We start from the raw sequence: 24,845 nt of genomic DNA, 5'->3' as shown, positions 1-24,845 counted from the left end.
TTGCTAATGCCGGATTATTATTTTTACAGAGTAGGCGGATCAACAACCTGTTGCAGCACATTATTCGGATGGTTTTTTATGCCGCCGCGTAAATACTTTGTCCCGCACCACAGTAAGCCTCATAGACATGCTGGAAAACAGCCGCTGTTTTTTGCTCAAACAGTTCCGGTGTGTAGGCCCTTGGCAGCCCCTTATCAAGCACCTTTTCAATGGGGACTCGGACTTCAGCCCGCGCCTGTTGCCGCTTGCGCCAGTCCAGCACCAGTTTGCCAGTTTTGAGTGTGGCCAGCAGTTCCCGGGCAGTGACTTTCACCTTGTTGCGATCCGCCTCGCTCATTTCAATCCGTGGTTTGGTTAAAAGGTCAAACAGTACCAGCTCTTCCTCATTTAATTGTTCACTTACGCCGCGTTTTTCTTCTTCATTCAGGCTCCCGGCAAAAGCCATCAGTTGTTCAAAGAACGCCTCGGCATTGAGGCTGCCGGCGTTGTAGGCGTCGATCATCGCCTGGAACTTTTCCAGATAATCCATGCGAGTGCGGTTGAGCCGCACCATGATCATGAGTTTCCTCGCCACAGCCCCTTTGAGCTTTTCATTGATGGTGCGCTTGCGGCCGGTCTTAAATTTCTCAGCCAGCTTTTCAAAGTCAATATCACTCAAGTCAATCTGGTGCTCGTGGCCAAAAGGCGGAACAATCTCGCGAAAGACGTAACCCTCAGTGGCAATGGAGCGGTCAAGCAGTTCCTCCACCTGTTGCATGACCTGGGAGATGTCGGCCGGCGGTGCCAAAACGCGGATTTTATCCGCAATCACCTTGACGGGCGTCACCTCGGCGACAAACGCATGCGCGGCCGGGTCGGGCAGCACAGCCTTATACAGCCGCTGCACGGCATTGGCCAGGTCAAGATAACGGCGCTTGATCTCTTCTGAAACAACCAGCGCCTCCACGGCATCATCAAGCAGGCCCACGCGGGCAAACCCATCAGCAGATCGAATGGCCGCAAGACCCACCCCCTGTTCCTGACACAAGGCCCCGGTTTCTTCCAATACCTGCCGCAGCGCCGCCACCAGCGCGGCCTTATCTTCAATCGGCTTGTCGCCGCCCTCGCCGGCGCCATAAATGGCCAGCGCCTTTTCAAGGTTTCGGAACACCCCGGCATAATCCACGATCAGGCCGCTGACCTTGCCGGGATAGACCCGGTTGGCTCGGGCAATGGTCTGCATCAGCGTGTGATTGCGCATGGGCTTGTCAAGATAGAGGGTGGAACAGCTTGGCACGTCAAAGCCGGTCATCCACATGGCGCAGACAAATACCAGCCGGAACGGATCGTCCGGTTTTTTGAACTTGGTATCCAGGTCTTCTTCGACCACGCGCTTGCGGTGCGGGCGGATGTCCAGCCCCTTGTTCGCCATTTCGGCGATTTCGTTCTGCCCCTGCGAAACCACCACTGCCATATCGGTCTCTTTCATCCAGGCAAGGCGATCTTCGGTTTCAGGCAGGGCTTCAATCGGCGCCGTATCCTTTTCCGCCTCCAGGGTGGCGATCTTTGCCGCCCAGTGTTTTTTCACTTTATCGTACATGCGGATGGCCGTGGCCTTGTCAATGCAGATCACCATACCCTTGCCGGAAAAGCCCCGACCGGTGAAATGCGCGACAATGTCCTTGGCCACAGCCTCCAGCCGGTCATCGCGGGTGATCAGGTGGTACTCCCGGGAAAATTCCCGTTCCAGTTTTTTCTCCTGGGCCTCATCCAGTTCCGCCTCTTCCAGCAGGCGCGCCATCTCCTCGTTGAGGTTGTCGTTGACCAGTTGCAGTTCAGGAATGCGGTTTTCGTAATAGAGGGGCACTGTGGCGCCGTCAATCACCGACTGACGGAAATCATAAACACTGATGTAATCACCGAATACCTGCCGCGTCTTCTCCTCGCCTACGATCAGCGGCGTGCCGGTAAAGGCCAGAAAAGCCGCGTTCGGCAAAGCCGTGCGCATGTTCAGCGCCAGAGTATCATACTGGCTGCGGTGGGCTTCGTCAGTGATGACGATGATGTCGTCGCGGGTGGAGATCATCTCCGGCGCACGGAATTTGTGGATCAGGGTAAAAATATAGCGGTGATCCTCACCCAGCAACTGCCGCAGGTGCTTGCTGCTTTCGGCCTGGGCGCGGCCTTCGGTGACAACCCCGGCCGAAGCGAAATTTTTGTAAATCTGTCCGTCCAGTTCCTGGCGGTCGGTGACAATCACAAAGGTCCAGTTGCCCGGCTGCTTGCGCATCACCTTCTGGGCAAAAAAGATCATGGAAACGCTCTTGCCGCTGCCCTGGGTATGCCAGAACACGCCCAGTTTGCCTTCCCGTTGCCGAATGTCGGTCAGGGCGGCCAGCGCGTTGTTGACCCCAAGGTACTGATGATTCTTGGCCGTCAGCTTGATCAGCCCGCCGGGCGCTTCCTGAAACAGGGTGAAGTTCTCTACCAGGTCCAGCAGCCTGGCCGGTTCGCACACGCCGCGCAGCATGGTCTCCAGCGAGATTTTGCCCGCCTCATCCTCGCTGCCGATTTTCTTCCACTCGGAAAAGTGTTCCCATCCGGCGGTGATACTGCCCACCCGGCTCTGGCTGCCGTTGGAAAGTATGACCAGGCCATTCGGCCAGAACATCTGAGGAATGGTATCTTTATAATCGTTCAGGTTGCCGGTAAAGGCGGTTTCCAGGCGGCGGTGTGTTGCTTTAAGTTCGATAAACAGCAAGGGCAGGCCGTTGACAAAACCCACCAGGTCGGCCCGGCGGGTATACATCTCGCCGGTCACCCAGAACTGCGAGCAGAGCAGAAAGTCGTTTTTGCCCGGGTTCTCCCAGTCGATGATTCGCACCACTTCTACCGTTTCACCGTCGCCTTCGGGGTCGGGCACGGGAACGCGCACGCCGTGTTTAAGCAGATGATAGACCTCCCGGTTGGCGGCCGCCGGGCTCATGCGCGAACGGTCCCGGGTCAGGTCTTCAATGGTCTGGTCAATGGCCTCGGTCGGCGCGTCCGGGTTAAGGCGCAGCAGGGCACTCCGCAGCCGGAGAGCAAGGATGACCTCGCCTTTTGTCTCCCGGCCCAGCGTGCTCCCGCCCTGTTCAAACTCGTGATAGGCATTGACCGTTTCCCATCCCAGTTCTTTAAACAGGGCGATGGCCGGCTGTTCGATCAGGGCGTCTTCGGTGTATCCGGCAGGGGTCATTGCACGTTTCCATTATCCATTTGTCGTTCGAAGGACTGGCGAACCAGCCCCATGAGATAAGGCAGTTCTTCCATCGAGCTGAACCCTACTTCCACATCGCCATTTCCCCAGCGGCCAAGGCCGGAAACGTCCTTGCATATGCCGCGCGGGTCGGTAATATCGGCAAACGGCATATTCAGCGATAGCCGGAGCCGCTTTGCCTGCGGAACCACATCGACAAAGTTGGTCTCGGCTTTATAGGCCACATAAAGTTTCAGAAATTCTTCGCTGACTACGGGATTGAGCGCCATCACTTCTTTTCGAAACGCCTCAAAGAGCTCTCGCCCCACACCATTGTGCAGATGCGGGTGATCCTCTATCGAATAGGCCGAGGCCGATTCCGCGTTCGGCCGGTAGGCATCCAGCACATCAGCGGCCAGGTGCGGAGTGCACCAGACACTCACCGCAATTTCGCTCAGACGTTGGGCACGGTCCTTGATCGTGTCTTCATTCCACTGCTCAAGCTGGCCCAGCCCCTGATTCAGTTTGAGCGGGATTTCCTTAAAGCCGCCCTGCATATCACGTTTTTCGATAAAGGATTTGTCGCTGTATTCCGAGTTATAACCGGTCAGGGTCAAGTTTCCCAGGGTATGGAGCCATGTTTCCCTGATACGCTCCCACTCGGATCCCAGCGCTTCCTTCCATGCTGTGGAGAGGTTCTCGTTTTGCGGCAGAATATGCTCAATGGTATATTCGGCCACATCCACACGTTCCTTACGCCCCTGGTTTTCCAGCCGTCTCAACCAGTAGCTGCGGCTTCGGAAGTTGTAAAGATCACGCACCTGCAACTCCCGTTTGAACTCATCGTCATTCGGGAAGCGTCGATAGGAGGGCAGCGTCAGCAGATGGGCCTGAATGCTTTCCAGGTAGCGATCTTTTTTCAGCGCTTTTGTAAAGGTTGCAAAAGTCTTGTTAAGCGAGTTGGTGGGGATATTGCAGATGGCCCGGCGAAAAACATACGCCTCTATCAAACGTACCGCCGTCACAAAATCCTGTTTTGATAAAACCCCCTCGGCATAATCGTGATACAGCTCCAACAGGAAAGGGTAGGAGACATCCACTTTTAACTCGCGCAGGTCGTGAAAGGCGCGCTTCAGCTCTCCATCAGGCTCGGCCCCCAGTGCCATGGCGCAAAAATAGTGTGAAAAGATTCGAATGTCGGACACCAGCGACTCAACTCCTGCCTCTGCCATCTTGGGGGAACGGGCGTGGGCCTTGAAGGCGTCGTACACGGCGTCCAGTTTTGGAATATCGCCGGTTTTAACCGTCAAATAATGGCGCATGAAGCCATCAAAATGGGTGCCGTATGCCTCCTGCCCAAAATCCAGTTCCATCGGCCGCCAGTAGTGCTCATAGAGACGGGTTTGAAGTTCCGGCTCCAGCCCCATTAAGATGAAATTGCGGATCAGGTCGGCCTGGGTCAGTTCCCGACCGGTGGAGTTCATGCTCTCAAAGATCAACTGCGGGTTGTCCTGGTCCCGATTCAGCGCAATGTCCACCACCATCAGTTTGGCGATACCTTTGCACAGAGGGGCCAGATCACCTTTAAAGCCCTTGATCCAGGAGGCAAAAAGGGCATAGTTCTCCGTGACGCGCCGCGAAAATTCTTTGGGCTGTTCTTTTTCTGAAACAATGGCAATAAGCGAATCGCGGTCGGTCTGGGAGAGGATGAGTTTGTAATGCCGCGCGTCTTCTTCTTCCGGGTTGATAAGGTAGTAATTGCGCAGCTTGCGCGGGGAAAACCCGTCCACGGGTTCCCGCGCTTCCTCGGGCTGGCTCTCCAGCGCCTTGACCAGTGCGGCAATCAGCAGCGCCATTGTGGTCAGGCGTTGCTGCCCGTCAATGACCAGCAGCGGCGACTGGCTCATCACCTGATACAACCCCTTTTCGATATATACGATGGAGCCGACAAAATGGGCTGACACATCATCGTTACTTCCGGTTCGCAGGATATCGTCCCAGAGTTGCCGGCACTCCCGCTCCGTCCATGAGTAGGTCCGCTGGTAGATGGGGATGACAAACTGCGGAGACTTTTTTATAAAATCCAAAAACTTTGCTTCAGTGGCTTTCATGCAGCCTCCTCAGGAATAGCGATGTCCAGTTCCGACACATCCACCTCGCCGGATATGAGTTTGGGGAGAAGCAGGTCGCGGGTGCGGCGCAGGGTTTCGTTTCGAGCTGCCAGATTAAGGACCAATTTTCGAAGCGAAGTTACCTTTTCTGAAAACTGCTTCCGCATTTTAACCGGTGGTAAAACGATTTCGGTTTCACCAATCCTATCACGACGAAGCTCGGTTTGACCGGTGGCACCCGCTCCGAGCGACTCAAAATGAGGCTCTAAATCAATCAAGGCGAGGCCCAAGAAATCAATGCCATCTCCGTTTGAAGGGCGAACAATCGACACATGCGTATCAACTGTCACATCGTTCAAATCTTCATACACCTGGGCCACACGACCTAAAGTTCCAACACCAGTGGAATTGATCAAAATATCGCCAAACACAACGTATTTGTCATCCATCACGCGACTTTTATGCTGTCTCGCAAGGCTCAAGTTAAGTTTGCGATCACGAATACATTTTTGATTTACAACAAGACTCGATGCAGAGGCGTCATATTTAGGAGTTACGCCACGGTTAATGTATGAGGTGACTTTGTTGATTGTTGTCACCTCCCACTCCTCCGGAATCTTCCCCAGCGGCGAATCCACAAAGCGGGCTTTCTCCCAGCCGGGGAAGCGGAACTTGACGAACCACTCGCGGTAGAGGTTCTGCGCCATCTCCTCCAGAATCTTGATCCGCCTCAGGTTGTTCTCGATCAGGTCGTCATAGGCCGAAAGTATGGCGGCGATTTTGCGCTGGGTGGGAAGGGGGGGAAGCGGTGGTAGGGGAAGCGACCTCACATCCTTCATGTTTAAATGAGGTACGGTGACTCCATTCGTCATGGCATGGATAATATTCTGGATTTGGTCGCCAATCAGCAAATACGCGAGGTAGCGTGGGAAAACCTTTGACCTCATTGGTCGTATCAGCAAGGTCCTTTGTCCAAGGCAGGGGCGAAGACCCGCAGGGACCATAGCAACATTCCCAACCGGAGCCTCTCGGGCCATTATTAAGTCGCCAGGTTTTGGTTCGGCTCGTCTTGTCCATGACCGGTAAGTTTCTTCTGAAACACGATTCACTCCGTCCAAAAGAAAATATCCTCGACCAATGTTTGGGGTTCTAATAGAGGGGTAGCCTTCTGCTTGGGTTGGTGCGGTCTTATGCTCACAATCAACAATCAGATCACACACTTCATGAAGGTCCATCACTCCCCCTCCAGCAACTTCGCCACATTCTCGGCAATCCGTTCTTCCAACTCCCGGGCCTCGGCATTGAGGATTTCCAGTTCTTCGTTCATCTCCTCCAGCCGTTCCTTGAAGTCAAAATCATCTTCGGTCCTTGCCGCCACGCCCACATAACGTCCGGGGTTGAGGCTCCAGCCCTGGGCCTCGATCTCGGCAATGGTGGCCACCTTGCACAGACCGGGAACATCAACATATTTGGACTTCTTGCCGAAGTGCTCGGCCAGCAGGTCGGCGCTGTCGTGAAGGTTTTCGGTCTGCTCGCCCCGGTAGAGCCGGGCGATGTTGGCCAGAAACTCGATCTGGGCCGGGGTCCAGTCCCGGTGAGCCCGGTCGATCTGACGGTAAAGATGGCGGGCGTCGATGAAAAGAACGGTGTCCGCGCGGGAAATGCCGCACTGGGGTGCGGCGCTCCCAGGAACGGCATTCCTCTTGCCCTTATCGAAAAACCAGAGGGTGCAGGGCAGGGTCACGGTGTAAAAAAAATTGGAGCCCACGGCCACCATCACATCCACGGCTTGGGCTTCGATGAGCTGCCGGCGGATGTCCAGTTCTGAGCCGCGGGCGTCGGAGGCCGAGTTGGCCATGACAAATCCGGACCGGCCGGTTTTGTTCAGGGCGCTGTAAAATATTTGAATCCAGAGATAATTGGCGTTATCCGTGCGGGGCAGGCCAAAGGGAAAGCGGGGGTCGTCCTTGAGCCGGTCCTTGTCCACCCGGTCCACGTTAAAGGGCGGATTGGCCATGACAAAGTCAAATTTGTTGACGGCGCGGTGCAGATCCTCATAATAGGCGTTGCCTTCGCGGATATCGCCGGAAAGGCCGTGCACGGCCAGGTTCATTTTGCCCAGGCGCACGGTTTCTGCCACCTTTTCCTGTCCGTAAACACTCAGTTCGGCGCCGGGGTTCTTTTTGTGTTCGGCCACAAACCGGGCGCTCTGCACAAACATGCCGCCGGAGCCGCAGGCCGGGTCATAGATGCGGCCGTGGAACGGTTCGATGATGCCGACGATGAGCCGGACAATGGCGGTGGGCGTAAAAAACTCGCCGCCCTTCTGGCCTTCGGCGCGGGCGAAGTTCCCCAGAAAATACTCGTAAATCCTGCCAAAGGCGTCCCCCTCAATGTCCATGGGGACGGAGTTCATGGTCTTGAGCAGTTCTTTTAGCAGGGTGTTCTCAAAGCGGTTGTAGGTCTTGGGCAGCACGTCCTTGAGATCGGGGTTCTCGGCCTCAATGGCCCGCATGGCATTGTTGATGGCCGTGCCGATGTTGGCCCCTTCAGGCATCTGGATCAGGGCCGAAAAACGCGCAGCCTTGGGCAGATAGAGCACGCCTTTGGCCTGATAATCGGCCGGGCCGGTTTTACGCCGCCCGCCGCCTTTGCCCTCCAGCTCTTTTGCCGCTGCCTGGAATTTGTGGTCTGCATAGCGCAGAAAGACCAGACCCAGCACCGGTACGGAATATTCTGAAGACTTCAGCTTGGAGTTTGCCCGCAGTTGATCCGCCGCGTCCCATAGACGGGCTTCAGTATTGTTTCCGTTGTGATTCATAGGCTCTCTGTGTCAGTGGCGTCTGTTTTTGGCTTTTGCTGTGGTGGTCTCAAAGTCGGTTTCCTCGTTAAGCAGGGCGGTGCCCCAAGGGCTTGTGTTGAAAAGATTTTTCGTCAACATACCACAAGGCCATATATGATCGCAATTTGTATTTACCCCCCCTGCAAACGATTCTCTTGAAAAGACTTTCCGCTTGACAAGGATGACGTTGAATGCTAAAAACAGTGTTCACGCCTGTAAAATCTATTCAAGTCAGATGGTTATTTCCTTTGCCGCAGTTTCTACAGGTGTGTTGCCGGGCCCTTCGAACTGTACGACAGGTGACCGATGGCGTCGATTCTGATCATAGATGACGAGAAAAGCGTTCTGGAGATGATCCGGCATAACCTGTCACGGTTCGGCCATACTATTCATATTGCTGAAAGTGCCCGGGAAGGCCTTGCGACGTTTAAGGAAGAAAGCATTGATCTTGTTATAGCCGATATCCTGCTGCCCGAGCTGGATGGCATGCACGTGGTGCGGCATATTCGAAATCTTGCAGGAACGGCGCTTCCGATCATCGGCATCTCCTCCACCCCCTGGCTGCCGGACAGGGAGCACTTTGACGCCGTTCTGTCCAAACCCTTCCCCGTGGAAAATCTGGTCGATTGCGTGCGGGAATATACGCGGAAGCGGACAGCGTAAGGGCACGCACGAAGTATCCCCACAGTGACACCCCCGTGACGGACAGCATGGACTGCCGCCTGCGGCGATTCCATCACGGCAGGTATGCCGCCTGTTTTCAGAAAAAGGAAAATTCAGAAAAAAAAGATGGTGCCGAAGGGGAGACTTGAACTCCCACGAGGAAACCCCCACTAGACCCTGAACCTAGCGCGTCTACCAATTCCGCCACTTCGGCACGTATCAGAGAAAAACAGACGCAGTGTTACCGGATAATAATCATTGCGTCTGCCGGAAAAAGTTTTTATATATATAAGCTTTGGAACAGTGTCAAGCAAAAACATGATCAAAAATGAAAGGCGGCGGTTTTAAAATGCGGGTTGTCGAAGGTCTGGACAGTCTGGAAGGGCCCTTTGAGCGGGCCGTGGTCACCATCGGCAACTTTGACGGTGTGCACAAGGGCCACCAGGCCCTCTTTGCCAGGGTAAAAGAAAAGGCCCGGGAGATCGGCGGCACAGCGGTTGCCGTTACCTTTGAGCCCCATCCCGCCAAGGTGCTGCACCCGAATACACCGGCGCCCCCCCGGATCACCCTCTATGAGCAGAAGGCGGAACTGATCGCGGCAAACGGAATAGACGCCCTTGTCTGCATCCCTTTTTCCATGGTGTTTGCCGCGCTGGGCGCCATGGCGTTTCTGAAAGATATACTGATCCACCGAATCGGCATGAAGGCAATCGTGGTGGGCCGTGATTATACCTTTGGCAAACACAGGGAAGGAAACGTCGATTTTCTGGAAAAGCACGCTCAGGAATTGGGTTTTGAGGTGATATGCGAACCCTGGGTAGACACGGTGCCGGGCCATGGGCGCATCAGCAGCACCACGGTACGGAAAACCGTGATGGCCGGGGATGTGGCGGTTGCTTTTGACCTGCTGGGCCGTTACTACCAGGTGCGGGGTACCGTTGTGTCGGGCCGGGGCCGGGGCGGCAGCGCCCTGGGGTTTCCCACGGCCAACATCGCCCTCACCGACGAGCTGTGCCCGGCCAACGGCGTCTACGCGGTAACCGTGGAATACGGAGGACGGCGACTGAAGGGCGTGGCCAACATCGGCTACAGCCCCACTTTTGAAGATCACCTGTTTACCGTGGAGGTCCATATTTTTGATTTTGCCGAACAGATCACCGGCCAGCGGATAAGAGTCAATTTTATTGAACGCCTGCGGGATGAGAAAAAGTTTTCCGGCATTGATGAGCTTAAACGGCAGATAGCGGTGGATGCGGCCGAGGCCCGGCGGATTCTGGCCTGATAGAGGCCCGGCGGCATGCAGGGTATGAACAAGGATATGTGATATGACAGTTCTGGATATCGTGACCTATCCGGCGGATGTTTTAAAAGACGGGGCCCTGCCGGTGGCAAACATCGACGGCAAGCTGCAACAGCTCATTGACGATATGGCCCAGACCATGTATGCCCACCAGGGCGTTGGCCTGGCCGCGGTCCAGGTGGACAGCGGTCTGCGGCTGGTGATTTACGATGTGTCGGATCAGCGGGAAAAACAGCAGTTCCGGGTGGTGATCAATCCCGAGGTCGTGGCCGTCGACGGCGAGTGTGTCTCCGAACAGGAGGGGTGCCTCAGCGTGCCCGAGCTGCGTACCGATGTGAAACGGGCCGCCACGGTCCGGGTGGAGGGCGTGGACCGGGAAGGCCGGCCCCTGGTCATTGATGCCGAAGGGCTTGAGGCCATTGTGCTTCAGCACGAAATTGATCACCTCAACGGTACCCTGATTCTGGACAGGGCCAGCCGCCTGAAGCGGGAGCTTTACAAACGCAAAGTGCAGAAAAGAATAAAGCAGGCATGGCAAGAGACCTGAGAATCGTTTTCATGGGAACCCCGGATTACGCGGTGCCCTGCCTGAAAGCCCTTGCGGACAATGGGTATGATGTGCCCCTGGTGGTGACCCAGCCGGACAAGCCCAAGGGCCGGGGCCGCAAGATGGCGCCGCCGCCGGTGAAGGTGGCGGCCGAAGCACTGGGCCTGGCCGTTGCCCAGCCGGCATCGGTCCGCACCGACGACTTTATCCGCACCCTTAAAAACATCGCCCCGGACCTGCTCGTGGTGGTGGCTTATGGAAAAATTCTGCCCCGGGCGGTTCTTGAGCTGCCGGCGCTGGGCGCGGTGAACATTCATCCATCCCTGCTGCCCCGTTACCGGGGGCCGTCGCCCATTCAGTGGGCCATTGCCGGCATGGAAGCAGAGACCGGGGTCACCAGCATCTTCATGGACGAGGGCATGGACTCCGGAGACATGATTCTTTCTGCCAGAGCCCCGATATCGGACGAGGACACGGCCGCCGACCTTCATGACCGGCTGGCTGTTCTGGGCGCCGACGTCTTGATCGATACCCTGGCCCGGATCGAAAGCGGCACCGCAACCCCGGTGCCCCAGGACCCGGAGGCGGTAACATTCGCGCCGCTTTTAAAAAAAACCCATGGCCGGATTGACTGGAACCAGCCTTCGGCCCGGCTTCGGCGGTTTATCAACGCCATGACGCCCTGGCCCGGCGCCTTTACCGAGACCGGCACCCGGCGATACAAAATTCTGGCAGCCCGGCCGGTGACCCTGGAAAAGAAGGCGTCGCCCGGCACCGTGGTGACCCGCTTTCCGGATGAGCTGGTGGTGGCCACGGCCGACGGCGGCCTTGTTGTCACCCGCATTCAGGGCGAGGCGGGAAAACCCATGGATGTGGCCGATTTTTTGCGGGGGCATGCCATTGCCGAAGGAACGCGGTTTGCGTAAATTCCATCGACCCGCTGACAACAGGCGGCCGACAGCGGCCAGGAAATCCGACCCCCGGGCTGTTGCCCTTCGCATACTCACTGCCCTTGAAAAGGGCCACCGCACCCTGGACCAGGTGGCCGATGAGGCGCTGGCCAGGGTGTCGTTTCCGGAAAAGCGGGACCGGGCCCTTGTCACTACCCTGGTGTACGGTGTTTTGCGGTGGCGCAACACCCTGGATTACACCATCGTCCATTTTTCCAGGACCCCGCTGCAGCGCATGGATCCGGCGGTGCTGAATATTCTGCGGCTCGGTCTGTTTCAGCTGCGGTTTCTGGACAGAATTCCCGATTTTGCCGCCATCAACAGTTCAGTAGATCTGTCGAAACAGGCCGGGCTTGGCCGGCTGTCCGGATTTGTAAACGGCCTGCTGCGAAGCTCGACCCGGCATCCCGGTGAGCCGGATCCGCCCGATATGGACAAAGACCCGGTGCAGGCCCTTTGCGTGACAAAATCGTTTCCCGAATGGATGATCCGGCGATGGATCGCCCGCTTCGGTATCGAAGAGACGGTGCAACTATGTGATTTTTTGAATACGGTGCCGCCCATCACGGTGCGGGTCAACGGACTGCGGGCAGCCCCGGAACAGGTGGCCGCCTCCCTTGCCCAGGAGGCGGCGGGCGTGACACCGGGCCGGCACGCGCCCGAGGCCGTGAGTTTTTCCTCTCCAAAAGTGCCGGTGCATGAGATGACGGCCTTTGGCGCGGGATGGTTCCAGGTACAGGACGAGGCGGCCCAGCTGATCGGCCTTTTGACCGATCCCCGGCCCGGTCAGCGGGTGCTGGACGCCTGCGCCGGCCTGGGCGGAAAGACCGGCCATCTGGCCCGGCTCATGGAAAACCAGGGCCGGATCGTGGCGGCGGACCGGGACACGGCAAAGCTGGAGCGGCTTGCCGGTGAGATGACGCGGCTGGGCATCACCAATGTGCGGCCCATGACCCTGGATATGCTGGTCCCGGAACAGTTGAAGGACGCAGGCGGGTTTGACCGCGTGCTGGCCGACTGTCCCTGTTCCGGCACCGGGGTAATTCGCCGCAATCCGGACACCAAGTGGCGTCTTTCCGAACAGGACCTGGCGCGGCTGCAGAACGACCAGATCGCCATGCTGACCAACCTGGCCGATCATGTGCGTGACGGCGGGCTTTTGGTCTATGCCGTCTGCAGCATGGAGCCCGAGGAAAACGACGCCGTGGTGCAGTCCTTTTTGAAGAGGCGGCCCGATTTTGCTATAGATACAGGCGTGGCGGCCGATGTTCCGGCGGTGGCCGGGTTTACAGACGACCCGGGCTTTTTCCGGACATTTCCCTGGCGCCACGGCATGGACGGATTTTTTGGTGTGCGCCTGAAAAAAAATGGTTAAGCAACTCTTAAAGCTGTCGGTTCTTTTTGTGGTCATGGCCCTGGGCGCCGGTGCCAGCGTCTACCTGACCTTTGTGTTTCTGGTGGCATCGGAGGAGACGGTTGTGGTACCTGACATCACCGGCCGAAACGTGGCTTACGGCCTTGAGATGCTCACCGGGCTGGGGCTGAGCAGCCGGGTCAAGGCGTCGGACTACAGCGCCACCGTGCCCAAGTACCACGTGATCTGGCAGGACCCTGAACCCGGTGCCCGAATCAAGCAGGGCCGCAGCGTCAGCATCATTATTTCCAGGGGTAACAAAGAGGTGCTCATGCCGGATCTTCGGGGCATGGGCCTGGACCATGTTCGCATCGTGATAGAGGAAAATGGACTGGCCCGGGGGGTTTTGTCCGAGGCCCACGCTGCCGGGGTCGAGGCCCGGGCCGTTATTGCCCAGTATCCCGGTGCCGGGGTCACGATCAACAGAGGGACGCCGGTAGACCTGCTGGTCAGTCTCGGCAAACGGCCTGTTGCCTACGTGATGCCCGACATAACGGGGGACTCCCTGGCTGAAGCCATCGACAGTCTGGATCTGCTGGGGCTGCTGCCCGGAGAGATTCGTTTCGAGGTGCGGGATACGGCTCCCAGGAACGCTGTTGTCGGCCAGGTCCCCGAGCCGGGGGCACGTGTTCTCGAAGGCAGCCGGGTCGATCTGGTGATCAATCGGGTGAATGCGGAGGAGGGGAGCCGGTTGCTTCAGGGTGGGGGAGGGATACGGGTTTCCCGGTACAGGCTTGCAAACGGTTTTCTAAACAGGCATATTAATGTGAAACTCAACTGTATGGGCACCTCTTTTGACCTGATTGACGAGTTCCGGGAACCGGGTTCCGAGGTGTGGGCCTTTATTCCGGCCCACCAGGAGGCCACGGTGCTGGTGTATGAAGACGGAAAGCTGGTGAAAACAGAGGTGTTTGAAAGCTGGTAAGGCCCAGCGGGCCGTGAAAATGGAAATTAAGGAGATCAACTGATGAAACTGATTGCGCCGTCGATACTGTCGGCTGATTTTGCCCGGCTGGGCGATGAGGTGATGGCGGTTGAGGCGGCCGGCGCCGACTGGATTCACGTGGATGTGATGGACGGCCGGTATGTGCCCAACATCACCATCGGCCCGCTGGTGGTCAAGGCGGTCCGGAGTGTCACCAGCCTGCCGGTGGATGCCCACCTGATGATCATGGAGCCGGAACGCTACGTGGCGGAATTCGTTCAGGCCGGGGCCGACCTGGTGGCCGTTCACGCCGAGGCCAGTGTCCACCTGAACCGCACTATTCAGTTGATCAAGGGGCTGGGTGCCAGGGCCGGCGTGGCCTTAAACCCCTCCACGCCGTTGAGCGTCCTGGACTGGGTGCTGGACGACCTGGACCTGGTGGTGATCATGAGCGTGAATCCCGGCTTCGGGGGCCAGCAGTTTATACCCAATTCCCTGGACAAGGTCCGGGCACTCAAGCAGCGCATCACCGAGCGGGGGCTGGCCACCCAGATTCAGGTGGATGGCGGGGTAAACGAAAAAACCATCAGGGACGTATCCGCGGCCGGTACCGACGTGTTTGTGGCCGGGTCGGCCGTGTTCGGCAGCAGCAATTACAAAACCACCATCGCCACGCTTCGCAAGCTGGCAAATGAGGCATAGGGGGCAAAATGGCGCGTCCGGTCAAAAAAAAGGTCCTGGTCATTCACGGTCCCAACCTGAACATGCTCGGGCTGCGGGAGCCGGAAACCTATGGCAGCCAGACGCTGGCCGACATTGACACCGCGGTCAAAAATCGCGGCGCTGAGCACGGGGTTGTCGTGGAGAGCTTTCAGTCCAACAGCGAGTCGGCTATCGTGGAAAAGATTCAAACCCTGGTGGATGGTGACGTTCACGGAGTGATCATCAACCCCGCCGCCTTCACCCATACCAGCATCGCCATTCGGGACGCCCTTCTCCTGCTTTCCATTCCTATAGTGGAGGTTCACCTTTCCAACATCTATCGCCGGGAACCGTTCCGGCACACCTCCATGGTGGCTGACGTGGCCGTGGGACAGATCGCCGGGTTCGGCAAGGCCGGCTATCTTCTGGCCGTCCAGGCCATGGCCGGGCTGATCTGATTGAAACCAGCGGCGGACCGATCATGGCGACCAGGTGTAATTTTTTGTTCCGGCTTTTCAGCCGGTTTTGTGTCGAGGGGCAGGCATGCGCGCGGTGATTCAGCGGGTTCAAAAGAGTTCCGTCACCGTGGACGGGCACGTGGTGGGAAGCATCGGACCGGGCCTGCTGGTGCTGCTGGGCGTGGCCGGCAATGATGAGCAGAAGGATGCCGAGTTTCTGGCAAACAAGATCACGTCCTTGCGCATATTTGAGGATGATGCCGGCAAGATGAACCGGTCGGTGATTGATACCGGCGGGGGCGTGCTGGTGGTTTCCCAGTTTACCCTGCTGGCCGACTGCCGCAAGGGCCGGCGCCCCTCTTTTGTGCAGGCCGCCGAACCCCGGAAGGCCGAAGCCCTGTATCTCGCGTTTGTCGAGGCGGTAAAAAACAGGGGGTTGACAACAGCCACGGGCACCTTCGGCGCCATGATGGATGTCTCCCTGGTCAATGACGGGCCGGTAACCTTTGTGATTGAAAGCCAATAACACTACCTTATTATCGGTATCGGGATCGGTATCGCTATCGAAAACAATGACTTCCGACTGAACCGGCAGGCTGCTTTTTAACACGAAGAACACGAAGAACACGAAGGGCACGAAGAACACGAAGGGCACGAAGAACATAAAACGAAAAAAACGCTTAAGAAAAAAGCCATACGGAGAAAAAGAATGACAGGTCAAATGAGCAAAAAAGAGCTGGACGCCTTTTCAAAGAAGACTATTCGGAAGCCCGCCCTGGTGTGGGACGCGCTTTCTCCTGCCGAGACCCGGCAGTCCTTTGATTTTGCTGAAAACTACAAGCGGTTTCTGGACGATGCCAAAACCGAGCGAAAGGCTGTGACCGTTATTCAGAAGGCCCTGGCCGCCGCCGGCTTTGTGGACATTGACGGCCGGGCCAAAGGCAAGGGGAAATTCTACAAGGTGTTTCGCAACAAGGCGGTGGCCGCCGCGGTTGTGGGCAGCGCCCCCCTGGACCAGGGCATGCGGATCATCGCGGCCCACGTGGACTCGCCCCGACTGGACCTCAAGCAGAACCCCCTTTACGAAGAGGTGGACCTGGCCATGCTCAAGGTCCACTACTACGGCGGCATTCGCAAATACCAGTGGCTGGCCCGGCCCCTGGCCCTTTACGGAACAGTGGTGGGCAAAGACGGCCGGTCCTTTGATGTGGAGATCGGCGAGGCGGAAACTGATCCGGTGATCACCATTGCCGACCTGCTGCCCCACCTGGCGGCCAAACTGCAGAACAGCAAAAAATTGTCTGATGTGTTTGAGGCCGAAAAACTCAACCTGGTGGCCGGCAGCCTGCCCGCCGGTGACGAGAAGCAGAAGGACCGGTTCAAGCTTACCGTGCTCAAATACCTGTTTGACCGGTACGGCCTGGTGGAGGAGGATTTTGCCAGCGCCGAGCTGGAGGCGGTGCCTGCTGGAAGGGCCAGGGACGTGGGGTTTGACCGCGGCCTGATCGGGGCCTACGGCCAGGATGACCGGGTTTGCGCCTACACGGCCCTGGCCGCGATTCAGGACCTGAAGAAGCCGCCCCGGACGGCCGTGGCCCTGTTTTTCGACAAGGAGGAGATCGGCAGCGAAGGCAACTCCGGCGCCCGGTCCCGGTTCATGGAGGACTTTATCGCCGACCTGTTTGAAAAACAGGACGCACCGGTTTCCGAACGGGTGCTGCGAAAGGCCATCACCGCTTCAGAGGCCCTTTCCGCGGACGTGAACGCGGCCCTGGACCCGGACTACCAGGAGGTCCATGAAAAGCGCAACGCGGCCCGTCTGGGATACGGTATCTGCATCACCAAGTTCACCGGTTCCGGTGGCAAGTCCGGGTCCAGTGACGCCAGTGCCGAATACGTGGGCCGGGTACGGCAGATATTCAACCGGGCCGGCATCGTGTGGCAGACCGGTGAGCTGGGCCGGGTGGACCAGGGCGGCGGCGGCACCCTGGCCAAGTTCCTGGCCGCCTACGGCATGGATATCGTGGATTGCGGCCCGGCCCTGCTCTCCATGCACTCACCCTTTGAACTCTCCAGCAAGGCCGATGTGTACATGACCTTCAAAGCCTTCAAAGCGTTTTTCGATGACCGGCAGTAATCTGTTGATCACAGGAAAAAGGCGCGTGGCATATCACTCTTTCAGCTTTTCCCGGGCCGTGCGGACCGTTGCCGTGTTGGCAACGGCCATGGTGCTGTGTACCGTCGCCTTTGCGCCGGCTTTTGCCGAAAGGCCCCTTTCCCAACTGCTCGAGCCTGGCGACAGTGTGCTGGTACAGCGCATGGACGACGGCCGTGTGGTGCTTGCCGAAAATCCCGATACCCTGCTGGTGCCGGCCTCTATTCTGAAAATCGTCACCAGCCTGGCCGCGTTTGAGATCCTGGGAAAAGATTTTCGTTTTATCACCGAGTTTTACACAACCCCCGGCGGCGACCTGATTATTAAGGGATATGGTGATCCCAGCCTGGTGTCCGAAGAGATAGAGGCGGCCGCATTTCGCATCGCGGCCATGGTGCCGTCCGTGGGTGACATTCTGGTGGACGCCTCTTTTTTTGCCCCCGGCATTGCGGTCCCCGGCCGGAAAATCGGATCGTCCCAGCCCTATGACGCTGTCAACGGAGCACTGTGCGCCAATTATAACACTGTGAATGTGACGCGAAAAGACGGCCGGTATGTCAGTGCCGAACCCCAGACCCCCCTGCTTGACTTTGCCCGGCGGCGGATTGCAAGAATGGACCCTTTTTCCGGCAGGGTCGCGTTTATAGAAGACGCATCAGCGGCGGCCCTGTATGCCGGAGAGCTGTTTGCCTGGTTTCTGGAAAAACACGGGTGCCATGTATCGGGCAAGGTGGCTTGCGGCCGGGTGGAAAAGGGCAGGGATACCCTGGAGTTTACCCACGTCTCTTCATCCGCCCTGGGCGACAACGTGGAAAAACTGCTGCGCTATTCCAATAATTTTACGGCCAACCAGCTGCTGCTGGCCTGTGGCGCAAAGGCTTACGGCCCGCCCGCCGACCTGGCCAGGGGGGTGGCCGCTGTTCAGGACTACGTGAAAACGGTTCTGGCCATTGACGGCATGAAAGTGGTGGAGGGGTCGGGCCTGTCACGGGAGAACCGGATGTCTGCCCGCATGATGGCCGGTGTGCTGGCCGCGTTCGAGCCCTATGCCGGGCGAATGCGCGTTTTTGGTAACGAGTATTACAAAACCGGGACGTTGTCGGGGGTAAACACCCGGGCCGGGTATTTTCTGTATGAAGACGGGCCGCGCTACCTGTTTGTTGTGATGAGCAACACGCCGGGCAGAAGCGCGGATGTGCTCATGCCGGAGATCAGAAAGCGTGTCGAGTCGGATCGCCGGCAGACCCCGGCAGGGCCGGGAGAGCTTACGGATTGATCCGGCCGCAGGTGATGGTGGCGTATGCGCTGTGGTTGTGAATGGACTCGAAGTTTTCCACGCTGATGTTAAACCAGGTGATGTTGGTATCGTTTTTCAGGGCCACGGCCACGTCGCGCACGATGTCTTCCACGAACTTGGGGTTCTGGTATCCCTTTTCCGTCACCCATTTTTCATCCACCCGTTTCAAGACCGAATAGAGTTCGCAGGAGGCAGCCGCTTCCACCAGCTGAATCAGGTCTTCGATCCAGACGAACTTTTTGGACCGGATGGCCAGCCGCACCTCTCCCCGCTGGTTATGGGCGCCGCCGTCACTGATCTCCTTTGAGCAGGGACACACCGAAGAGATGGGCACCACCACTTCAGAGACAAGGTCCACCCTGCCGTCGGCACGGCTGGTGCCCATGAGTTTGCAGGTGTACTCCATGAAGCCTGGAGTGCCGCTCACCGGCGCCGCTTTTTCGATGAAATAGGGAAAGGTGACTTCCATGTGGGCCGAGGCCGCGTCCAGGTCCTTTTTCATCTGGTCTAAAATGACGGAAAAGGTCTTGGGCGATATCTCCGGCTGAAGGATGTGGAGCATCTCCACGAACCGGCTCATGTGGGTCCCCTTGCTTTCATGGGGCAGGTCCACATACATGTTGATGGTGCCAACAGTCTGCTGGCAGCCGTTTTTCCGGTCCAGTACCCGGATGGGGTATTTGAGGTTTTTGATGCCGACCTTGTCAATGGGCATGTTGCGAAAATCCCGCTCTTTCTGAATATCTTTCATTTCCATACTGTATCAGTCGAATTGCGCGTGCAGGCGCGGTGCCGGGGCAGCGGGCCGTGGTTACCGTTGTTGTCGTTTTTTGCTATATACGCCGGAGGGAGATGAATTACAACAAATAATCGGTTTTCACGTTGGACAGGGACCGGAAGATGTTACCTTTGACCTTTCTGTTGCCCCTGTAGAGCGCTTCCAGCAGGGCCTTGATCTCGCTGCGCTTGGAGGTTTCAGCCGAAGGGCAGGGGTTTTTGAATTCCGGAAAACGCAGATGGCCGGCAAACCGCTGAATATCCTTTTCATCGGCAAGCGCCAGGGGCCGGACCAGGGTGACCTTGCCGCCGAACATGGGGAGAAACGGTTTCATCAGGCTGATTTCACCGGCATAGCACATGTTGATAAACAGGGACTCGATGATGTCGTCCTTGTGATGGCCCAGGGCCAGCTTGTTGCAGTCCAGTTCGGCCGATACTTCAAACAGTCGTTTTCTTCGCAGCCGGGAGCAGAGAAAACAGGGGTTTTCCCTGTTGGCGTCGCTGTGCGCCACGATACCGCAGTCGGTGGACTCCACCCGCAGGGGGGGCCACCCGGTTTGCGCGAAAAAATCCTGCAGCACACCGCCAAAACCGTCTTCAAATCCGGGATCGACGTAACAGGGGAAAAGGGTATAGGAGATGGGAATTCGGGAGAGCCGTTCGTAAAGGAACCAGAACAGGGTGAGGCTGTCCTTGCCGCCGGAAACACCGACGCAGACACGGTCCCCGTCGGCGATCATGTCGTACCGGTGCTGGGCCGTGCCCACTGCCTTGTTGAGAACCTTGTAACTCCGGTCTTCCGGGGGCGCCGGACGTTGTCGTCCGCTTCTATGCGTCGTCTTCGTCGTCGCCTTCGTCCCCGTCCGCTTCAAGGTCTTCATCCTCCCGGGTTTCCAGGCCGCTGTCGGCCAGCCCGGCGCCTTCATTCATGTTCCGGGTCATTTCTTCGGCGATTTCCTCGCTGATGCCGTCATTTTCAAAGGCGTCTGCCTTGAAAAAACCGGACGCCAGGGCCGCGGCCATGTTCTCCTGGGTGATCTTGCCCGCGGCGATCTCCCGCAGGGCCACCACAATGTCTTCGTTTTTGGGAGAGATGACCAGGTATTCAGAGCCTTCCCGTATCTGGCGCACCCGCTGGGCCGCCAGGTGAACCAGCTCGAAACGGGACGGTACCTTGCGCAGACAGTCTTCCACCGTGATTCGTGCCATTTTTTATCCTCCATGGATTATCGAATTTCTATGAGTTCATAACTCCGTTTGCCGCCCGGGGCCTGAAGCACCACCTCATCGCCGGGCACCTTTCCCAGAATCGCCTTTCCCAGGGGGGAGGTCACGGAAATAAGCCCGTTGTCGATGTTGGACTCATCCGGGCCGACCAGTTGATACTCCACTTCATCACCCGTGTCAATGCTCTCCAGCCGGATGGTGCAGCCGAACACGGCCCGGTCCTTTGTCAGGGTGGACGGGTCGATGATGTTGGCGCTGGCCAGCTTGTGCTCCAGGTCGTTGATGCGGCCCTCGATGAACCCCTGTTTCTCTTTGGCCGCGTGGAACTCGGCGTTTTCGGAAAGGTCACCGTGGGCCCGGGCCTCTTCAATGGCCCGAATGTTGGCCGGTCGCTCAACGGCCTTGAGACGACTCAGCTCCTGGTTGAGCTTTTCATACCCCTGTCGGGTAATCGGAATGGTTTCTACCACTACTGCCTCCGCGAAAAGGTGCATCCGCCCGGTATTTTCAGGCGGGTGCACGGGTGGTTTTAGAAATAGTCCCGGATCAGAATCTCGCCGATCTGGATGGCGTTGGTGGCTGCGCCCTTTCGAATGTTGTCGGCCACAACCCACATATCGATGCCGTTGGGTACCGAAACATCTTTTCGAATCCGGCCCACCAGGGTTTCGTCTATGCCGGCAGCGTCGATGGCCATGGGATAAATGTTGGCCCCAGGGTCGTCCACCACCTTCACACCGGGCGCGTTTTTCATAAGCTCCCGCACCTCTTCCGGTGAGATGGGGGTTTCGGTCTCGACGTTCACCGCTTCCGAATGGCTGTAGAGAACCGGCACCCGAATGGTGGTGGCGGACACCATGATGGTGTCGTCTTCCATGATTTTGCGGGTCTCGTTGACCATCTTCATCTCTTCATCGGTGTATCCGGTTTCCAGGAACGAGCCGATATGGGGCAGGCAGTTGAAGGCGATCTGATGTGGATACACCTTTTTTTCAAAAGAGGCGTTGTCCAGAATCGCCCGGCTCTGGTGGAGCAGCTCGTCAATGGCCGCCTTGCCCGTGCCCGACACCGCCTGGTAGGTACAGACCACGATGCGTTTGATGCGGGCCTTTTTGTGAATGGGCGCCAGGGCCACCACCATCTGGATCGTTGAACAGTTGGGGTTGGCGATGATGCCCTTTTTGGAATAACCGGCCACGGCATGGGGATTGACCTCCGGCACCACCAGGGGAATGTCCGGGTCCATGCGCCATGTCTTGGAGTTGTCGATCACCACGCACCCGTCCTGGGCCGCGATAGGGGCGAACTTCTTGCTGGGCCCGCCGCCGGCCGAGAAAAAGGCGATATCCACGTCCTTGAAGGACTCCTCGGTCAGCTCCTCCACGGGGACGTCTTCCCCTTTGAACCTCAACTTTTTCCCCACCGACCGGCTGGATGCCAGCATCTTGATGGATTTGATCGGAAAGTTTCGTTCTTCAAGGCAGGCCAGCATCTGGCCGCCCACAACACCAGTGGCGCCGGCCACCGCTACGTTGTATGATTTTTCAGCCATGTCTCCTCTCTTTTCCTTTTTTAAGATTGAGCCACATAGGCGGCCACCCGGGCGCCCACTTCCGCGGTGCTCATGCCCATTTTTCTGGCTTCCACACTCTTCAAGTCTTTTTTGATGGCGGTCATCGCGGCCTGCTCAATGGCGTCCGCGGCCGCGCTCTCGCCCAGGTGTTCCAGCATCAGGCTGCCGGCCATGATGGCGGCAATGGGGTTGATCACGCCCAGGCCGGTGTACTTGGGGGCTGATCCGCCGATGGGCTCGAACATGGAGACCCCCTCGGGGTTGATGTTGCCGCCGGCGGCCACGCCCATGCCGCCCTGAATCATGGCGCCCAGGTCGGTGATGATATCGCCGAACATGTTGTCGGTCACGATCACGTCAAACCACTCCGGGTTTTTCACCATCCACATGCAGATGGCGTCCACGTGGGCGTAGTCGGTCTCGATATCCGGATACTCTTTTGCCACATCGTGAAAGGTCCGCTCCCACAGGTCAAAGGCAAAGGTCAGCACGTTGGTCTTGCCGCACAGGGTCAGCTTTTTTCGTTTGTTCCGGTTGCGGGTGTATTCAAAGGCGAACCGGATGCACCGCTCCACCCCTTTTCGCGTGTTGATCGATTCCTGAATGGCCACCTCGTCCGGGGTACCGTACTTCAGAAAGCCACCGGCCCCGGCATAAAGCCCTTCGGTGTTTTCCCGAACAACGGTAAAATCGATATCCGCCGGTGTCTTGTCTTTCAGGGGTGTATAGACCCCTTCGTACAGCCGTACCGGCCGGAGGTTGATGTACTGGTCGCAGGTGAATCGAAGTTTGAGCAGCAGGCCCTTTTCCAGGATGCCGGGCTTGACGTCGGGATGGCCGATGGCGCCCAGAAAGATGGCGTCCGCTTTCTTGAGCCGGTCGATGGTGTCGTCGTTCAGGATTTCGCCGGTGGCCTTGTAGTGTTCACCGCCCAGCGAATAATCGGTGTAGTCAAGGTTGAAGCCGAACCGGGCGGCGGCGGCGTTGAGCACCTTCACCCCTTCGGCCACCACTTCCGGGCCGGTGCCGTCTCCCGGTATGACCGCGATGTTGTAACTTTTTCCCATGGTTTCCTTCCTTAACAGGTTAATAAATAAATATCATTGACCCGCCGATACCGGCAGGCGCTTCTGTTTTGTTGCATGACGGTGAATGTGGTGAGAATCAGATGTGGTATGGGCTATGCTCTTCCTCGTCCGAATCGGCGGCATCGGTTTCGATCAGCAGGTCGTCGGCCGCGTCATCCTCCGTGTGCCGGCCGTCTCTGGAAAAGAGGCGGCGGACGGCGCGGGCCGGACCGAAAGAGACATACAGCGCCCCCAGCGTGAAGAGGGCCACCACCGGTTCCTGGACAATAAACACCAGCATCAGCACGGCAATAACCAGGATGTTGAAGTTGTTCGCCCTCACCAGAACGGGCGGCGCCTTCTTAAAACTGGTGTAGGGAATATTGCTGACCATGAGAAAGGCCAGCGCAAACATGGCCCCCAGCAGCAGAACCGTGGCATAGGGGCCTGGGCCCGCGCCGTTGGTGACCTTCATGATGAACAGCACGCTGGTGGCGGTCATGCCGGCCGCTCCGGGAATGGGCAGCCCGGTAAACACCGAAGAGTCGGCCACATCCACGTGGGTGTTGAAGCGGGCCAGGCGAAGGGCTCCGCACGTCATAAAGATCAGGGCCGCCAGCCATCCCAGTTTCCCCAGAGGCTGAAAGGCCCACAGGTAGGCCAGAATACCCGGCGCCAGGCCGAAGGTGATCAGGTCGGCCAGGGAGTCGTATTCAATACCGAACCGGCTGGTGGTTTTGGTGAGCCGGGCGGTTTTGCCGTCCAGAATATCAAACACCATGCCGCCGAGAATCAAAAACGCGCTGTTTTCAAACCGGCCTTCTATGGCGGCGATAATGGCCAGAAACCCGCAGAACAGGTTTAACGTGGTAAACAGGTTGGGCAGCAGATAGATGCTCCTGCGCAGTTTTTCTTTTTCAATGTGTCTTTTTTTCATGATTTCAAATATGCCAGAATGGATGCACCGGCGGCCACCTTGTCCCCGATCGATACATTCAGGGAGGTGCCGGCCGGCAGGTAAACATCAAGCCGCGAGCCGAAGCAGATCATGCCGAACCGCTGCCCCCGCTCCAACTGGTCTCCTTCGTAGACATTGCATATAATCCGCCGCGCCACCAGCCCGGCAATCTGCACAAAACAGATGTCCTTGCCGGTTTCGGTGTGCAGAAACACGGCGTTGTGCTCGTTCTCGGCAGACGCCTTGTCCAGGTTGGCCGAGAAGAATTTTCCCGGGTAATACAGTATTTTCGTTATCTTCCCGGCAAAGGGGATCCGGTTGACATGTACGTTGAAAACCGACATGAAAATACTGATTTTCAGGCATTTTTCCTTTCCCAGGGGGCTGTTTTCAACCAGCGTTGCCGTGACGATCTTGCCGTCCGCCGGCGACACCACCGCGTTCTTTTCATCCGGAATGATCCGGTCCGGATCCCGGAAGAACCAGCAGATAAAGCCGGTGACCAGAAGCCCGGTTACCGACAGGGTTGAAAACCCGGCCAGCGCGAAAACAGCGGTCACAAACGCACCGGCCCCTATAAATGGATATCCCGGCCTGGCAATGGGAAATGCAGACCGGGACGGCGGATCAGCCCACTTGTATTGGCTCATTTTAAGGCT

23 protein-coding genes and 1 tRNA gene are annotated in these 24,845 nt (G+C 57.6%); 11 read left to right on the top strand and 13 right to left on the bottom strand.

The features are described from left to right. Positions 1 to 76 precede the first annotated feature (76 nt). The 4 genes from DOLE_RS11515 to DOLE_RS11500 are packed head-to-tail and all read right to left on the bottom strand — an operon-like array spanning position 77 to position 8,149. A complete protein-coding gene (locus DOLE_RS11515; protein ID WP_012175655.1) occupies positions 77 to 3,217 on the bottom strand; it encodes a type I restriction endonuclease subunit R in 3,141 nt (1,046 codons plus the stop codon). Next, the gene (locus DOLE_RS11510; RefSeq protein WP_012175654.1) at positions 3,214 to 5,328 is read right to left on the bottom strand and encodes a GmrSD restriction endonuclease domain-containing protein; all 2,115 of its coding nucleotides are present in this window, start codon (positions 5,326 to 5,328) and stop codon (positions 3,214 to 3,216) included. Before DOLE_RS11510 ends, DOLE_RS11515 begins: the two co-directional genes overlap by 4 nt. Then, positions 5,325 to 6,563: a restriction endonuclease subunit S gene (locus DOLE_RS11505; protein ID WP_012175653.1), complete on the bottom strand. Its 1,239-nt coding sequence runs from the start codon at positions 6,561 to 6,563 to the stop codon at positions 5,325 to 5,327. The genes DOLE_RS11510 and DOLE_RS11505 overlap by 4 nt, the downstream gene beginning before the upstream one ends. Continuing rightward, positions 6,563 to 8,149, bottom strand: a complete 1,587-nt coding sequence (locus DOLE_RS11500) for a type I restriction-modification system subunit M (RefSeq protein WP_012175652.1) — start codon at positions 8,147 to 8,149, stop codon at positions 6,563 to 6,565. The genes DOLE_RS11505 and DOLE_RS11500 overlap by 1 nt, the downstream gene beginning before the upstream one ends. Positions 8,150 to 8,476: 327 nt before the next feature. Here DOLE_RS11500 and DOLE_RS11495 point away from each other — a divergent pair, with 327 nt between their 5' ends. Continuing rightward, positions 8,477 to 8,833: a response regulator gene (locus tag DOLE_RS11495; protein ID WP_012175651.1), complete on the top strand. Its 357-nt coding sequence runs from the start codon at positions 8,477 to 8,479 to the stop codon at positions 8,831 to 8,833. Positions 8,834 to 8,960: 127 nt separating this feature from the next. On the opposite strand, the gene DOLE_RS11490 is transcribed toward DOLE_RS11495, so the two are convergent. Next, a tRNA-Leu gene (locus tag DOLE_RS11490) sits at positions 8,961 to 9,047 on the bottom strand. 135 nt (positions 9,048 to 9,182) lie between these two features. On the opposite strand from DOLE_RS11490, the gene DOLE_RS11485 reads away from it, so the two are divergent. The 10 genes from DOLE_RS11485 (at position 9,183) to DOLE_RS11440 (ending at position 18,560) form a co-directional block, all read left to right on the top strand. Beyond that, positions 9,183 to 10,115 (top strand): bifunctional riboflavin kinase/FAD synthetase, encoded by a 933-nt coding sequence (locus DOLE_RS11485; protein WP_041280529.1) that lies wholly within the window; start codon positions 9,183 to 9,185, stop codon positions 10,113 to 10,115. A gap of 43 nt (positions 10,116 to 10,158) precedes the next feature. Next, positions 10,159 to 10,680 (top strand): peptide deformylase, encoded by a 522-nt coding sequence (gene def, locus DOLE_RS11480; protein WP_012175649.1) that lies wholly within the window; start codon positions 10,159 to 10,161, stop codon positions 10,678 to 10,680. Next, positions 10,665 to 11,606, top strand: a complete 942-nt coding sequence (gene fmt, locus DOLE_RS11475) for a methionyl-tRNA formyltransferase (RefSeq protein ID WP_012175648.1) — start codon at positions 10,665 to 10,667, stop codon at positions 11,604 to 11,606. Before def ends, fmt begins: the two co-directional genes overlap by 16 nt. After that, positions 11,599 to 13,005 carry a 16S rRNA (cytosine(967)-C(5))-methyltransferase RsmB gene (gene rsmB, locus DOLE_RS11470; RefSeq protein WP_012175647.1) on the top strand — a complete coding sequence of 469 codons (1,407 nt, stop codon included), beginning with the start codon at positions 11,599 to 11,601 and terminating at the stop codon, positions 13,003 to 13,005. Before fmt ends, rsmB begins: the two co-directional genes overlap by 8 nt. After that, positions 12,998 to 13,969, top strand: a complete 972-nt coding sequence (locus DOLE_RS11465) for a PASTA domain-containing protein (RefSeq protein ID WP_012175646.1) — start codon at positions 12,998 to 13,000, stop codon at positions 13,967 to 13,969. The genes rsmB and DOLE_RS11465 overlap by 8 nt, the downstream gene beginning before the upstream one ends. Before the next feature lie 42 nt (positions 13,970 to 14,011). Continuing rightward, on the top strand, positions 14,012 to 14,671 hold the full coding sequence (rpe, locus tag DOLE_RS11460) for a ribulose-phosphate 3-epimerase (RefSeq protein WP_012175645.1): 660 nt from the start codon (positions 14,012 to 14,014) through the stop codon (positions 14,669 to 14,671). Between the two features lie 8 nt (positions 14,672 to 14,679). Beyond that, the gene (gene aroQ, locus DOLE_RS11455) at positions 14,680 to 15,129 is read left to right on the top strand and encodes a type II 3-dehydroquinate dehydratase (RefSeq protein WP_012175644.1); all 450 of its coding nucleotides are present in this window, start codon (positions 14,680 to 14,682) and stop codon (positions 15,127 to 15,129) included. An 85-nt stretch (positions 15,130 to 15,214) separates the two neighbouring features. Continuing rightward, entirely contained in the window at positions 15,215 to 15,655 is a 441-nt protein-coding gene (dtd, locus tag DOLE_RS11450) for a D-aminoacyl-tRNA deacylase (RefSeq protein WP_012175643.1), read from the top strand. 183 nt (positions 15,656 to 15,838) lie between these two features. Then, positions 15,839 to 17,266, top strand: coding sequence for an aminopeptidase (locus DOLE_RS11445; RefSeq protein WP_012175642.1), 1,428 nt, complete (start codon positions 15,839 to 15,841; stop codon positions 17,264 to 17,266). A 25-nt stretch (positions 17,267 to 17,291) separates the two neighbouring features. Next, entirely contained in the window at positions 17,292 to 18,560 is a 1,269-nt protein-coding gene (locus tag DOLE_RS11440) for a D-alanyl-D-alanine carboxypeptidase/D-alanyl-D-alanine-endopeptidase (RefSeq protein WP_167320875.1), read from the top strand. Here the strand turns inward: DOLE_RS11440 and folE2 are convergent. From folE2 to DOLE_RS11400, 8 genes are all read right to left on the bottom strand, one after another. Next, a complete protein-coding gene (folE2, locus tag DOLE_RS11435; RefSeq protein WP_012175640.1) occupies positions 18,550 to 19,332 on the bottom strand; it encodes a GTP cyclohydrolase FolE2 in 783 nt (260 codons plus the stop codon). The two genes, DOLE_RS11440 and folE2, sit on opposite strands and share 11 nt — an antisense overlap. A gap of 106 nt (positions 19,333 to 19,438) precedes the next feature. Beyond that, positions 19,439 to 20,128, bottom strand: a complete 690-nt coding sequence (locus DOLE_RS11430; RefSeq protein ID WP_332306747.1) for an ATP-binding protein — start codon at positions 20,126 to 20,128, stop codon at positions 19,439 to 19,441. A 61-nt stretch (positions 20,129 to 20,189) separates the two neighbouring features. Beyond that, complete coding sequence (gene rpoZ / locus DOLE_RS18610) at positions 20,190 to 20,570, bottom strand: DNA-directed RNA polymerase subunit omega (RefSeq protein WP_232362701.1); 381 nt, start codon at positions 20,568 to 20,570, stop codon at positions 20,190 to 20,192. Between the two features lie 17 nt (positions 20,571 to 20,587). After that, a complete protein-coding gene (gene greA, locus DOLE_RS11420) occupies positions 20,588 to 21,082 on the bottom strand; it encodes a transcription elongation factor GreA (RefSeq protein ID WP_012175637.1) in 495 nt (164 codons plus the stop codon). Positions 21,083 to 21,117: 35 nt separating this feature from the next. After that, the gene (locus DOLE_RS11415; RefSeq protein WP_012175636.1) at positions 21,118 to 22,140 is read right to left on the bottom strand and encodes an aspartate-semialdehyde dehydrogenase; all 1,023 of its coding nucleotides are present in this window, start codon (positions 22,138 to 22,140) and stop codon (positions 21,118 to 21,120) included. Positions 22,141 to 22,160: 20 nt separating this feature from the next. Further along, positions 22,161 to 23,228: a 3-isopropylmalate dehydrogenase gene (locus DOLE_RS11410; RefSeq protein WP_012175635.1), complete on the bottom strand. Its 1,068-nt coding sequence runs from the start codon at positions 23,226 to 23,228 to the stop codon at positions 22,161 to 22,163. A gap of 97 nt (positions 23,229 to 23,325) precedes the next feature. Further along, positions 23,326 to 24,165 carry a CDP-diacylglycerol--serine O-phosphatidyltransferase gene (gene pssA, locus DOLE_RS11405; RefSeq protein ID WP_012175634.1) on the bottom strand — a complete coding sequence of 280 codons (840 nt, stop codon included), beginning with the start codon at positions 24,163 to 24,165 and terminating at the stop codon, positions 23,326 to 23,328. Further along, entirely contained in the window at positions 24,162 to 24,836 is a 675-nt protein-coding gene (locus DOLE_RS11400) for a phosphatidylserine decarboxylase family protein (protein ID WP_012175633.1), read from the bottom strand. The genes pssA and DOLE_RS11400 overlap by 4 nt, the downstream gene beginning before the upstream one ends. Positions 24,837 to 24,845 lie beyond the last annotated feature (9 nt).

It is taken from the genome of Desulfosudis oleivorans Hxd3 (assembly GCF_000018405.1).
GTDB classification, from domain to species: Bacteria; Desulfobacterota; Desulfobacteria; order Desulfobacterales; family Desulfosudaceae; genus Desulfosudis; species Desulfosudis oleivorans.
The sequence above is the reverse complement of the archived record's forward strand: the minus strand, read 5'-3'. Positions and strand labels throughout refer to the sequence as shown.